The organism is Pantoea sp. GD03673, assembly GCF_029844725.1.
Taxonomy (GTDB): domain Bacteria; phylum Pseudomonadota; class Gammaproteobacteria; order Enterobacterales; family Enterobacteriaceae; genus Pantoea.
On record NZ_JAOCKJ010000018.1, the window covers coordinates 21930 to 34761 of the forward strand.

Annotated in this window: 15 protein-coding genes and 1 pseudogene; 4 read left to right on the forward strand and 12 right to left on the reverse strand. The window is 58.0% G+C overall.

Going from position 1 to position 12832, the window contains the following annotated elements; translation table 11 throughout:
* Positions 1 to 255: 255 nt before the first annotated feature.
* Positions 256 to 627, reverse strand: coding sequence for a hypothetical protein (locus N5J69_RS21225; RefSeq protein WP_004099020.1), 372 nt, complete (start codon positions 625 to 627; stop codon positions 256 to 258).
* 156 nt (positions 628 to 783) lie between these two features.
* Between N5J69_RS21225 and N5J69_RS21230 the strand changes: the two genes are divergently transcribed.
* Entirely contained in the window at positions 784 to 2058 is a 1275-nt protein-coding gene (locus N5J69_RS21230; protein WP_045892401.1) for an IS4-like element ISApu2 family transposase, read from the forward strand.
* Between the two features lie 7 nt (positions 2059 to 2065).
* Here N5J69_RS21230 and N5J69_RS21235 read toward each other — a convergent pair.
* From N5J69_RS21235 to merT, 9 genes and pseudogenes are all read right to left on the reverse strand, one after another.
* Positions 2066 to 4966, reverse strand: a pseudogene (locus N5J69_RS21235) (Tn3-like element TnAs1 family transposase); the annotation flags it as partial.
* 3 nt (positions 4967 to 4969) lie between these two features.
* On the reverse strand, positions 4970 to 5530 hold the full coding sequence (locus N5J69_RS21240) for a recombinase family protein (RefSeq protein WP_001161490.1): 561 nt from the start codon (positions 5528 to 5530) through the stop codon (positions 4970 to 4972).
* A 175-nt stretch (positions 5531 to 5705) separates the two neighbouring features.
* The gene (locus N5J69_RS21245; protein ID WP_000993245.1) at positions 5706 to 5918 is read right to left on the reverse strand and encodes a DUF3330 domain-containing protein; all 213 of its coding nucleotides are present in this window, start codon (positions 5916 to 5918) and stop codon (positions 5706 to 5708) included.
* A gap of 65 nt (positions 5919 to 5983) precedes the next feature.
* A complete protein-coding gene (merE, locus tag N5J69_RS21250) occupies positions 5984 to 6220 on the reverse strand; it encodes a broad-spectrum mercury transporter MerE (RefSeq protein ID WP_001087807.1) in 237 nt (78 codons plus the stop codon).
* Entirely contained in the window at positions 6217 to 6582 is a 366-nt protein-coding gene (merD, locus tag N5J69_RS21255; RefSeq protein WP_001277466.1) for a mercury resistance co-regulator MerD, read from the reverse strand. Before merD ends, merE begins: the two co-directional genes overlap by 4 nt.
* 17 nt (positions 6583 to 6599) lie before the next feature.
* Entirely contained in the window at positions 6600 to 8285 is a 1686-nt protein-coding gene (gene merA, locus N5J69_RS21260; protein ID WP_000209296.1) for a mercury(II) reductase, read from the reverse strand.
* Positions 8286 to 8323: 38 nt separating this feature from the next.
* Positions 8324 to 8749, reverse strand: a complete 426-nt coding sequence (gene merC, locus N5J69_RS21265; protein WP_000522996.1) for an organomercurial transporter MerC — start codon at positions 8747 to 8749, stop codon at positions 8324 to 8326.
* 27 nt (positions 8750 to 8776) lie between these two features.
* Complete coding sequence (gene merP, locus N5J69_RS21270; protein ID WP_000732275.1) at positions 8777 to 9052, reverse strand: mercury resistance system periplasmic binding protein MerP; 276 nt, start codon at positions 9050 to 9052, stop codon at positions 8777 to 8779.
* Positions 9053 to 9067: 15 nt separating this feature from the next.
* Complete coding sequence (gene merT, locus N5J69_RS21275; protein WP_069729941.1) at positions 9068 to 9418, reverse strand: mercuric ion transporter MerT; 351 nt, start codon at positions 9416 to 9418, stop codon at positions 9068 to 9070.
* Between the two features lie 71 nt (positions 9419 to 9489).
* Between merT and merR the strand changes: the two genes are divergently transcribed.
* On the forward strand, positions 9490 to 9945 hold the full coding sequence (gene merR, locus N5J69_RS21280; RefSeq protein ID WP_001166628.1) for an Hg(II)-responsive transcriptional regulator: 456 nt from the start codon (positions 9490 to 9492) through the stop codon (positions 9943 to 9945).
* A 6-nt stretch (positions 9946 to 9951) separates the two neighbouring features.
* Here the strand turns inward: merR and N5J69_RS21285 are convergent, their stop codons facing one another.
* Positions 9952 to 10188, reverse strand: a complete 237-nt coding sequence (locus N5J69_RS21285; protein ID WP_325981971.1) for a hypothetical protein — start codon at positions 10186 to 10188, stop codon at positions 9952 to 9954.
* 66 nt (positions 10189 to 10254) lie between these two features.
* Entirely contained in the window at positions 10255 to 10971 is a 717-nt protein-coding gene (locus N5J69_RS21290) for a YafY family protein (protein ID WP_069729942.1), read from the reverse strand.
* Between the two features lie 57 nt (positions 10972 to 11028).
* Here N5J69_RS21290 and N5J69_RS21295 point away from each other — a divergent pair, with 57 nt between their 5' ends.
* Both N5J69_RS21295 and N5J69_RS21300 read left to right on the forward strand, forming a co-directional pair.
* Positions 11029 to 11391, forward strand: a complete 363-nt coding sequence (locus N5J69_RS21295) for a VOC family protein (protein ID WP_069729943.1) — start codon at positions 11029 to 11031, stop codon at positions 11389 to 11391.
* 333 nt (positions 11392 to 11724) lie between these two features.
* Positions 11725 to 12468 carry a metallophosphoesterase gene (locus N5J69_RS21300; RefSeq protein ID WP_084227965.1) on the forward strand — a complete coding sequence of 248 codons (744 nt, stop codon included), beginning with the start codon at positions 11725 to 11727 and terminating at the stop codon, positions 12466 to 12468.
* The last annotated feature ends 364 nt before the right edge of the window (positions 12469 to 12832 follow it).

Sequence of the window (12832 nt, forward strand, 5' to 3'; positions counted from 1 at the left end):
TATCTATTTCAATTGGTTGCCGCTAAAGATCCTGTACATGAGTGAGGGTTATGGTGGCTATATGCTGGATATTGCTATTCAGATGACAGCCATATGGGGAAGATTACAGGCGCCTGAAATAACAGCAGAGTATGGAGTGACTACCACGGCTGGAGGTTGGCACGGGCTGATCCCCTCTCCCTTTGGGAGAGGGTTAGGGTGAGGGGAGCTGGCTGACCGGGTGTAGCAACCAGGCGGCATTACACCGCTGAATCTTCAGTTATTGAAATTCCACGCGATCGGCAGTTCGACGTCGAAGATAAGTGCATCCCCGTCGAGGCGAAAGGCCAGGCTGGTCTGGTGCTGGTCGTATTCGTTGATAATCAGGCAGCTCTCGGCGAAGTTGGACTCGTAGTTGATATGGGCCACTCCTTCACGGCCGTCAGCGAGTTCGATGCTGAGCACCCGCAGCGGGTTCTCCTGACTGAGGTTGACCCGGGTGTCCCCCACGTCCACCAGCCGTTCCAGCAGAGGGAAGAAATCTTGTCTGTGGGTCGTTATGGCCTGGGTGATGGCCTGCTCCAGCTCAGCCTGGGTGGCGAAGGGGCCGCCGAGTGGGTAGCGGGTCTGGATCCTTTCCTGAGTCATTGCGTTTCCTCCTGAACTGAGATGTGGCAACAGTTTGGCCGCTGCAGTGACCTGTCATGTACAGGATCTTTAGCTACAACCAATTGAAATAGATAGAAAAAAGGCTTCGTTTGTGATCTGATTTAATCGCAAAAAAAAACCGACACGCCCGAAGCCATGACTATTATAAATGCAACCCAGTACCTCAAGCAACTTCTTAGCTCTTCTGAACTCAACCGGATCGGTAAATTTACCGGTTTTTGTCAGCGACTCCGGGATATCCAGCCTGCGAGACTACTCCCGGCTCTGCTCTCAGGGCTTGGTTGCGACAAGGTGGATGGTATTGCTGGTTTGCATCGCCATTTCAATGCGTTGCAGCTCCATGATACTGACCAAATAGCGTATAAACCCTTTCACAACCAGTTACGCAAGCAGGGTTTTCCCTTGTTCATGCGCGCACTGGTTGAACGAGCCATCGCCTTACGCCTCAAGGAGTGTCTACCGGACGCCCACGGACTGGCAGGCTTTGAGCAGGTACTGCTGCAGGACGGGTCGTCATTCGCGTTACATCCGCAATTGGCAGAACATTTCCCGGGCCGATTCAATAAGCACAGCCCCGCTGCGGTAGAGTGTCATATGACCATGTCCTTGCTGGACCAGTCGCCGATATCGATGAGTATCACGGCGGATACCGAATCGGAGCGCAAGCATCTTCCGGCCGAAAATTCGTTAAATAACAAACTGTTATTGGCGGATGCCGGTTACATCAGCCGCGAGTACTTTGCTGATGTGACCAAAGCCAAAGGAAGCTATCTGGTCAGAGGGAGTCAAAATCTCAATCCCAAAGTACAGGCAGCTTACCGACAGGACGGCAGGGAAATGCCCAAGTTACTCGGAAAAAAGCTCAAGGATATCGATCGGAGAAGCTGCAGAGCCGAGGTTCTGGATCTGGATGTGAGTTCGGGAAAGTATAAATATCGACTCATAAGACGTTGGTTTGCAGAGGAAAAACGGTTCTGTATATGGATGACCAATCTTCCGCGTGAGCGATGGCCAGCCGAGAAGGTGATGGCATTGTATCGTTGCCGTTGGCAGATCGAACTGTTGTTCAAAGAGCTGAAATCACATAACCGGTTGAAGGCGTTCGCGACACGACAAAAAGCGATAGCGGAAGGCTTGATCTGGGCTAGTTTGCTGGCCTTGCTGGTCAAACGTCGGCTGGCGCTGACGCTGATTGGCAGCGCGGAGTTATCGATGCTGAAGATTGCCAAAAACAGCGCGCTTTGGTTAATGCCGATATTGGCGAGCATCATCCATGGTGCGTGGCAGGAAATAACAGAGAAGTTGGAGTGGGCAATGGTGTATTTATCCAAAAACGGCAAAAAGAGTAGGCAGAGAAAATCCAAGCAAAACAACACGTTAGACGGTATTATTAATTCGCTTGCCGCTTAAGGTTCTGTACATGATCGCCGGTTAGGTTGATGTGCTCCCAGCCCAGCGGCGACAGGAATTGCAGCAGCTCGCCGTCCACCGGCTTGCCGGCCTCGACCAACCCCTGGGTGGCGCGTTCCAGGTACACCGTGTTCCACAGCACGATAGCCGCCGTCACCAGGTTGAGGCCGCTGGCCCGGTAGCGCTGCTGCTCGAAGCTCCGATCCCTGATTTCCCCAAGGCGGTTGAAGAACACCGCCCTGGCCAGCGAGTTGCGCGCCTCACCTTTGTTCAGGCCGGCATGCACGCGGCGGCGCAGTTCAACACTTTGCAGCCAGTCCAGGATGAACAGCGTGCGCTCGATCCGGCCCAGCTCGCGCAGGGCCACGGCCAGTCCGTTCTGGCGCGGGTAGCTGCCGAGCTTGCGCAGCATCAGCGAGGCGGTGACGGTGCCCTGCTTGATCGAGCTGGCCAGGCGCAGGATGTCGTCCCAGTGGGCACGCACGTGCTTGATGTTCAGGGTGCCGCCGATCAGCGGGCGCAACGTCGGGTAGGCTTGCACGCCCTGCGGCACGTACAGCTTGGTTTCGCCGAGGTCGCGGATGCGCGGCGCGAAGCGGAAGCCTAGCAGGTGCATCAGGGCAAAGACGTGATCGGTGAAGCCGGCCGTGTCGGTGTAGTGCTCCTCGATCCGCAGGTCGGACTCGTGGTACAGCAGGCCGTCGAGCACATAGGTGGAATCGCGGACGCCGACATTCACCACGCGGGTGCTGAACGGCGCGTACTGGTCGGAGATATGGGTATAGAACAGCCGTCCCGGCTCGCTACCGTACTTCGGGTTGACGTGCCCGGTGCTCTCGCCCCGGCCACCCGCGCGGAAGCGCTGGCCATCGGAGGATGAGGTCGTGCCGTCGCCCCAGTGGGCGGCAAAGGCGTGGCGATACTGGTGGTTGACCAGCTCGGCCAAGGCCGCCGAATAGGTTTCGTCGCGGATGTGCCAGGCTTGCAGCCAGGACAGCTTGGCGTAGGTCAGGCCGGGGCTCGACTCGGCCATCTTGGTCAGCCCGAGGTTGATCGCATCACCGAGGATTGCGGACAGCAGCAACGTCCTGTCTTTGGCCTCGGCCCCGTCCTTCAAGTGGGTGAAGTGGCGGCTGAAGCCCGTCCAGTCGTCCACGTCCATCAGCAGTTCGGTGATCTTGATGCGCGGCAGTAACTGGCTGGTTTGGTCGATCAGCGCCTGCGCCCGATCCGGCACCGCCGCATCCAGCGGGGTGATTTTCAGCCCTGACTCGGTGAGGATGGCATCGGGCAGCTCGTTGTCCTTGGCCAGGCGGGTGACGGTGGCCAACTGCTCGTCCAGCAGCTGCAAACGCTCTTCCAGGTACTGGTCGCTGTTCGGGTTGATCGCCAGGGGCAGGGCCTGCTCGCGCTTGAGTGCGGCGAACTTCTCGGCCGGCAGCAGGTAGTCGTCGAAGTCGCGGAACTGCCGCGAGCCCTTGACCCAGATGTCGCCGGAGCGCAGGGCGTTCTTCAGCTCGGACAGGGCGCAGATTTCGTAGAATTTCCGGTCGAGGCCTTCCGGGGTGATCACCAGCGGCTTCCAGCGCGGCTTGATGAAGGCCGTGGGTGCATCGGCCGGCACCTTGCGCAGGTTGTCGGCGTTCATCTCACGCAGGGTCTGCACGGCTGCCAGCACGCCTTGCGCGGCCGGCGCGGCGCGCAGTTCCAGCACCTCCAGCAAGGCCGGCGTGTAACGGCGCAGGGTGGCGAAGTTCTCGCCGACCAGGTGCAGGTGGTCGAAGCCTTCCGGCCGGGCCAGCAGCTCGGCCTCGCTGACGCTCTCGGTGAACTCGTCCCAGGGAATCACCGCCTCGATGGCGGCATAGGGGTCGCTGCCGCTTTCCTTCGCTTCCAGCAGCGCCTGGCCGATCCTGGAGTACAGGCGCACCTTGTCGTTGATCGCCTTGCCCTGCTTCTGGAACTGCTGCTGATGCTTGTGCTTCGCGCCGCTGAACAGCTTGACCAGGATGCGGTCATGCAGATCGACCAGCTCATCGATCACGGTCGCGGTGCTCTCCAGCACCACGGCGGCCAGGGTCGCGTAGCGGCGCTGCGGCTCGAACTTACCGAGGTCTTTGGGCGTCATCTGCCCACCCTCGCGGGCCAGCTTGAGCAGGCGGTTCTGGTGGATGTGCCGGCCCAGGCCTTCGGGCAAGTCCACCAACTGAAATGTCTTCAGCCGCTCGATGTGTTCCAGCATGTGCCGAGAGTTGGGTTTCAGCGGTGCCTGGCGCAGCCAGGTCAACCAGGTGATGCTGCTGCCGGCCTTGAGCTTCAACAGCTCGTCCAGCTTGGCCCGATGCGAGTCCGTGAGTGGTTCGACCAGGGCGCGGTAGACCCGCCGATTGGCTCGCGCAATGGCTTCCGAGCAGGCCCGGTCAATCACGCTCAGCGCCGGCAGGATGCGTCGTTTCTGCCGTAGGCTCTCCAGGGCCTGACCGGCCAGCAGCAAGCCTTTGTCGGTCTGCTGGGCCAGCTCGGTTAGCTCGCGCACCAGGGCGCGGAAGTCGGACAGGCCGAACGGGGCCAGTTGCAGGTAGGTGCGCAGTTCCTGGGCATGCTCGCGACGGGTCACGTCGCGCTCGCCGTACTTTGCCCAGCTCGCCGGCTCGGCCTGGACTTGCTTCGCCACCCACAGGATGACCGGCTCGGGCAGCTCGCTGTCGGTTCCCAGCGCGTAACCGGGGTAGCGCAGCAGGCAGAGCTGCACGGCGAAGCCGAGGCGGTTGGCGTCGCCGCGTCGCTGGCGGATCAGCGACAGGTCGGAGTCGTTGAAGGTGTAGTAGCGGATCAGGTCATCCTGGCTTTCCGGCAGCGCAAGCAGGGTGTCCCGCTCCGTGGCCGAGAGGATCAAGCGACGCGGCATGTGTCAGTCGTCCGTGCGGAGGTACTGGTAGAGGGTTTCCCGGCTGATGTTGAACTCGCGGGCAAGCTGCGCCTTGGGCTCGCCGGCCGTCGCTCGCTGCCGCAGGGTAGCAGCCTGCTCATCGGACAGGGCTTTCTTGCGGCCCCGGTACGCGCCACGCTGCTTGGCCAAGGCGATGCCCTCACGCTGCCGCTCGCGGATCAGGGCGCGCTCGAACTCAGCGAAGGCCCCCATCACCGACAGCATCAGGTTGGCCATCGGCGAGTCCTCGCCAGTGAACACCAGGCCCTCCTTCAGGAACTCGATGCGCACGCCGCGCTGAGTCAGCTTCTGTACCAAGCGACGCAGGTCATCGAGGTTGCGGGCCAGCCGATCCATGCTGTGCACCACCACTGTATCGCCTTCGCGGACGAAGCTCAGCAGCGCTTCGAGCTGGGGGCGCTGGGTGTCCTTGCCCGATGCCTTGTCGGTGAACACCTTGCTCACCTGGGTTTGTTCCAGCTGGCGTTCCGGGTTCTGGTCAAAGCTGCTGACCCGGACGTAGCCGATGCGGTGCCCCTGCACGATGTCTCCTTGGTTGAAGGCGGCTTAAGTGCACTTTCTGTTCCGTTGTGCCTCAAAGCCCATTTCTGTCAGGCTGAAATCTATAACCTTCGCGGGCATGTGTCAAAAAATGGGAAAGCAGACTCTATTCTGACGAAGCGGCGCGGCCCTGCCTGACATCAAGTTAGGGTATGCCTCAATCTGACGGCTGCGAACCGCCAGGGACAGGCGCAATGTCAGATTCTGTCGCGGCCTTGGCGCGTGCCTGGAAGCGTTCATAGCAATCCAGCCCGCAGAAATGTTCGACGTATTCCGCGCCTTCCGGGGTGAAGGCGGCATCGAGCGGAATTTCTTTGCAGCATACGCAGCAGGTGGTGCAACTGGCAGTGTTCGGGGCGTTTGCGTTCATGGTGGTACTCCTCCAGATTGGTAGCGAAGCTCAAAGCTGCCCACTCTCGGCTGGCTGGGAAGCGGTCATGATCTTCCCTTGAAGGCCCGCAGCAGCCGCGTCACAGACAGGACAAACAAGCCGGTCAGCGTGAGGGCTGCAATACCCCAGTGCTCCCCGATGAACGCGCCGGCCGTCGTGCCGGCTAGCACAATGGCGAGAATCGGCAAATGGCAGGGACAGGTGAGCACGGCCAGCGCGCCCCACAAGTAGCCGGTGATCGGTTTGTGCGTCTCAGACGGCAAGTGCTCTGGGCTGTTCATGGCAGACTCTCCGCGTGCTGTGCCGGTTCGGTTGGCATGGCGGCCAGTTGCATTTCGAGGCTGGCCAGGGCCTCGCGCCGACGCTCGACGAGTTGCCGCAACACGGCAAGCTGCGCAGACGCACCGTCACCGTCCGCAGCATCCAGCGCCCGGCACAGCCGCGCCAGTGCGTCCAGGCCGATACCCGCTTCGAAGGCAGCCCGTACAAAGCGCAGCCGTTGCAACGCGGTGTCATCGAACAAGCCGTAGCCGCCCGTGGTGTACGCGACCGGCCGTAGCAATCCGCGCAGCAGGTAGTCGCGCACGATATGCACGCTCACCCCGGCATCAAGGGCCAGCCGGGACACTGTGTAGGCGCTCATTGAACACCTCCTTTTCCTCATCCGGCGCAGCACGAAAGCTGCTTCACGTCCTTGCTGAAGGTCTGCGCCGCGAGCTTCAGCCCTTCGACCATGGTCAGGTAGGGGAACAATTGGTCGGCCAGTTCCTGCACGGTCATACGGTTGCGAATGGCGAGCACCGCCGTCTGGATCAGTTCACCCGCTTCCGGGGCCACCGCTTGCACGCCGATGAGCCGTCCGCTACCTTCCTCGATGACCAGCTTGATGAAGCCGCGTGTGTCGAAGTTGGCAAGCGCACGCGGCACGTTATCCAGTGTTAGCAGGCGACTGTCGGTCTCGATCCCGTCGTGATGTGCTTCCGCCTCGCTGTAGCCCACGGTGGCGACCTGCGGGTCGGTGAACACCACGGCCGGCATTGCGGTCAGGTCCAGGGCCGCATCGCCGCCAGTCATGTTGATCGCCGCACGAGTGCCGGCCGCTGCCGCCACATAGACGAACTGCGGCTGGTCGGTGCAGTCGCCGGCCGCGTAGATGTTCGGGCTACTGGTGCGCATGCCCTTGTCGATGACGATGGCCCCCTGCGCATTGACGGCTACCCCCGCCGCTTCCAATGCCAGGCTGCGCGTGTTCGGTGTCCGGCCGGTGGCGACCAGCAGCTTGTCGGCGCGCAATTCACCGTGCGTGGTGGTCAGCACGAATTCACCGTCCATATGGGCGACCTGGCTGGCTTGCGTGTGCTCCAGCACCTCGATGCCCTCGGCACGGAAAGCGGCTGTCACCGCCTCGCCGATGGCCGGGTCTTCACGGAAGAACAAGGTATTGCGCGCCAGGGCCGTGACCTTGCTGCCCAGCCGGGCAAAGGCTTGCGCCAGCTCCAGCGCCACCACCGACGAGCCGATTACGGCAAGGCGTTCGGGAATGGTGTCGCTCGCCAGGGCCTCGGTGGAAGTCCAGTAGGGTGACTCTTTCAAGCCCGGAATCGGCGGGACCGCCGGGCTGGCACCCGTGGCGACCAGGCAGCGGTCGAACATCACGACGCGCTCGCCACCCTCGTTCAAACTAACGATAAGGCTCTGGTCGTCCTTGAAACGCGCTTCACCGTGCAGAACGGTGATGGCTGAATTGCCGTCCAGGATGCCTTCGTACTTGGCATGACGGAGTTCTTCGACACGGGCCTGCTGCTGGGCCAGCAGCCGCTCGCGCAAGATCGTCGGCGGTGTGGGTGGCATGCCGCCGTCGAATGGGCTTTCCCGGCGCAGATGGGCGATGTGGGCGGCGCGGATCATGATCTTGGACGGCACACAACCGACGTTGACGCAGGTGCCGCCGATGGTGCCGCGCTCAATCAGCGTGACCTGCGCGCCTTGCTCGACGGCCTTCAGTGCTGCCGCCATCGCGGCTCCACCGCTACCAATGACGACGACCTGCAACGGGCGTTCGTTGCCACTGGGCTTATCAGCGGCCCCTATCCAGCCGCGCATCTTGTCGAGCAGGCCGGCGCGGTTGTCCGTCGGTGGCGCATCGGCAAGCGTTGCCTCGTAGCCCAGTCCGGCCACGGCGGTAGTCAGCGCATCCGATGACGTGCCCGCCTCAATGGCGAGTTGCGCTGTGCCCTTCGGATAGGACACCAGCGCCGATTGCACGCCGGGCACTTTCTCCAAGGCTTCCTTGACGTGAGCCGCGCACGAGTCGCAGGTCATCCCGGTGATTTTCAGGGTGGTCATGTATTTTTCCTTTTCTGTGGTGGCTACGGCTGTTGCCGTCAGCCACGTTGTTCTGGCAATTCACAGCTGTCCGGCCCGCAGCGGCGATGTGCTGGCGAGATGAAATCCCAGACCGACACCCCAACCATCAAGGCCAGGCCGACATAGAGCAGTCCACCGCTCTGCCAGCCGTAAGCCCGCATTAAAAACACCGCTGCCAGCACCAAGATCGGGCCTATCGTGCCGAGCGCCGTGCGTCGCCACTGTCGATGATTGAGCCAAGCGATAGCATTGGCGAGTAACGCGATGCCGGCGAACATCGGCAGCAGGATGCCAATGAATAGCCCCTCGTACTGGCTCAAGAAGCCCAGTCCGATGGCCGCGCCAAAGCTGGCGATGGCAGGAAAACAGGCGGCGCAGCCCATCGCGGAAACGACGCTGCCGAGCGCGCCGGTTTTGCCAGCGATGCGCGTGATGAGTCCCATGTGTCGCTCCCGAGTTCGGTTAACGGATCAGCGTTTGAGGCTGGACGGATAGCCCGCGTCCTCGGTCGCCTTGGTCAACTTCTGGACGTTGGTCTTGGCATCGTCGAAGGTGACGACGGCCTGGCGCTTGTCGAAACTTACGTCGGTCTTGCTCACGCCCTCAACCTTGGAAAGCGCGTGCTTGACAGTGATCGGGCAAGAGGCGCAGGTCATGCCAGGCACGGACAGCGTGACGGTCTGGGTGGCGGCCCACACGGGGGCAACAACGGCAGCGAGGGCGAGGGCGGCAAACAGTTTTTTCATGATGAACTCCTGTGATTAATAGAAAAATGGCATGACGTAGGGAAATCCGAGCGAGACCAGGACCAGCGCGGCCACGATCCAGAAAATGAGCTTGTAAGTAGCTCGCACTTGGGGAATCGCGCAGACCTCACCCGGTTTGCAGGCTTGCGCCGGGCGGTAGATGCGCCGCCAGGCGAAAAACAGCGCGACCAGCGCTGCGCCGATGAAGATCGGGCGATAGGGTTCCAGCACCGTCAGGTTGCCGATCCATGCCCCGCTGAACCCCAAGGCGATCAAAACCAGCGGCCCCAGGCAGCAGGCCGACGCAAGAATGGCGGCCTGCCCACCGGCGAAGAGCGCGCCGCGCCCGTTTTGTGGTTCAGACATACGCTTGTCCTTTCAAATTTGGTTTGGATAGCTTAAGCTTACTTCCGTAGTTATGTACGGAGTCAAGCGATATGCAAATTAATTTTGAGAATCTGACCATTGGCGTTTTTGCCAAGGCGGCCGGGGTCAATGTGGAGACCATCCGGTTCTACCAGCGCAAGGGCCTGCTGCCGGAGCCAGACAAGCCCTATGGCAGCATTCGCCGCTATGGCGAGGCGGATGTAACACGAGTGCGGTTCGTGAAATCGGCCCAGCGGCTGGGCTTTAGCCTGGACGAAATCGCCGAGCTACTGCGGCTGGAGGATGGCACCCATTGCGAGGAAGCCAGCGGCCTGGCCGAGCACAAGCTCAAGGATGTGCGCGAGAAGATGGCCGACTTGGCACGCATGGAGGCCGTGCTGTCTGAACTGGTGTGCGCCTGCCATGCGCGGAAAGGGAACGTTTCCTGCCCGCTGATTGCGTCACTGCAAGACGGAACGAAGCTCGCTGCATCGGCGCGGGGGAGTCACGGGGTGACTACGCCTTAGCGTGCTTTATTTTCCGAATTCTGAGACGACCCCTTTTTTCACTCGATTCCGCATCTGCAGGCCAAAGTCTTCCAGTGGCATATACGAAGAAATACCGCTGACATCCAGAAAGCTTTCATCTATCGAGTAAATTTCCTGGCCTGGTGCCATTTCACCCAAGATGGCCATCATTCTGGCGGACATGTCGCCATTTATGTGGAATGGAAAATCTACAGAAATTATTGATGCTTTGAGGTCCGCTATGAGCGAATAGCGGACAAACTAATAGATATTGGCAAGCCTGAATATTCTGGAACACTGGCATACAGTTCAGCTACGCCCAGGGATTATGTTATCCAGACCCGCACTGCGCCACATGCGGAGTAAGCGATGTCGGGAATGAGGGTATCCTTCCCGCATAAGCTGAAGAGATGTAAATCGCGTTACGTCGAAATGGCGGAAGGCATTACGTTTTTCACACCATGCAGCAAGGACAATATCACCGGAGAAGTAACCTAAAGCGAAAGGCCATATCGTTCTTTCACTCACATTACCTAGCCTGTCTGTATAACCTGTCCGGATTTTTTGTCTTCGCCTGATGGCGCTTCGAAGAGCATTCAGATTTTCAAAATTGTGATGGGCAACCTGAGTCTTTCCGACTAATAACGTCGAGTCATCAAACATCGTCTTTAGCTGTGGGGGCAGACCTTGCCGGATCTTACCCGTCACCTCAGAAGCCGCTTTTGCTATACCCGCATCACCATATACAGCTACCCATCGCAAACCGAGCGCCAGCGCGTCAAGCTGCTCAGGGGTAAACATCACAGGCGGCAAATGATGGCTCCGGGAAAGCAGAAATCCCGTGCCGGCTTCCCCTTGAATGTCTACCCCCTGAGCACGCAGTGCGTGAACATCACGGTAAAGCGTGCGAAGGCTGACGGAAAGCTCCCGAGCAAGCCAGTGTCCGCTTACCGGATAGCGATGCTGATACAAAATCTGCATAAGATTGAGTAGGCGCTCTGCACGCGTCGGTCCCGATGCTGACATGTTCTGTCAATGCTCCATGCAATAGTGAAGCCTCATTCTTTTTGAAGCGAGAGACTCATGATACCTAACCTGATCATTCTTTATGTTGATGACCCGATTGTCAGCAGCAGATTTTATCAAAATCTATTCAATACAGAACCAGACGTGATGCTTCCAACGTGGGCGGCTTTTTCCTTCAATAACGGCCTGAATCTTGGACTATGGTCAACAACGGCTAGTGACTTTGTATCCTGCGGTAAGGGTAACCGAACTGAGTTGAGTTTTATGGTTAAAGATATTCAGGCGGTTGAAGCGCTTTATCAGCAGTGGTCAGACAGCGGTGTGCAGATAGAACAGCGGCCCAGACAGGCTGTTTTTGGCAGGACGTTCGTTGCGCTTGATCCTGACGGGCACCGTATCCGGGTATGTATACCGGATTAATAAGTAAAGACGCTTACCTGCCCATATTTAAACCTGAAGCGTCCGCTTCTGGCACTAAGCGGACCGAGACCGGTAGCAGGTCTGCTTAGAGCGAAAAGCGGACCTTACTCATCCCTGCTAACATTGGCTCTGAGTAGTCGGAAGTGAACTTAGCGATTAATTGTGAATTTCCGACCGTCTTTTCTACCAGTCGGACTCACCGTAACAATTGAATAACTGATCTTAATTAACCTATCCATTGTTGCCATAGTGGTGAAAAAAATGAAATTTGAAACCGGATTCATGACCATGAATAACGGTCTTGTTCCCACACAATAATCGTATTAGGTCTTTATGCTGATAGCCCAGGTTTCAGACATTCACGCCTCAACCGAAAATGATCATCTGTTTCGGTTCGACCGGGTACTAAATTGGCTTACGCATTTGCAACCGGACTTACTGGTACTTACTGGCGATCTAACGGATGGGCATTGGCAGGAAGGTTATAAACAGATAGCTGACCGCCTGAATCAGCAAAATTACCCTTCGTTGATCCTGCCAGGTAATTCAGACGACCGAAGTCTGATGCGTTCTGTTTGGGATGAGAACAGGTGGGCGCTTGATGCCCAGGGAGAGGCCCTACACTTTACCCATAACATGGGTGGCATTCATCTGATTGGTCTGGATTCGACGATTGATTATAAGGATTACGGCAGTGTGGCTGACCATCTGAGATGGTTAGATAATCAACTTAGCGACGCAGACAACCCTCCGTCATTGCTGTTTCTGCACCATCACGTATTTGCATCTGGCATACCAACGCTAGACGAAACGATGTGCAGAGGTCTACCTGAGATGGAAGAGTTGATTAGGCGCGCCCCGGCCAGATTACTCGCCATTTCTACAGGTCATGTCCACAGACCAATAGCAGGTACATTTGCGGGCATACCTGCCTACATTTGTGGCTCCGTCTGCCCGGCAAATCCAGTCTGGTTTGGAACAGTAAAAGCTCCTCCTGCGAATGACCCGCCAGCGTTGATGATTCACCGCTACGTCAGTAACTCTCTTACCAGTCATTACGTTTGCGTTTGCGTTTAACTGACATTCAGAAAACGCATAGATCACATAGAAAACGACCACATCCCCAGTGTTTAACACATAATATTGTGCGGAATCAGCGTCCGCCCTTGGCACAAAGCGGACATGAATCATGTATAAAACTCGTTAAGAGAGAAATTGATATTAACAATCTTTCCTACCTCTTATGAGGTAATTAATAACATCAGCATGGGCTAATTACTGGGTGACAGGTTAGACCTTTTTGCAATTCAACCTAAACATTCACTTTCTTACGCCTGCTATAAAGTTAATGAACAGTTAACCGATAATGATGATTAAGATGCTTTCAATCTGCATTATTTTTGTTCTTATAATAATTAATTCAGCAGGATGTAAAAATGAA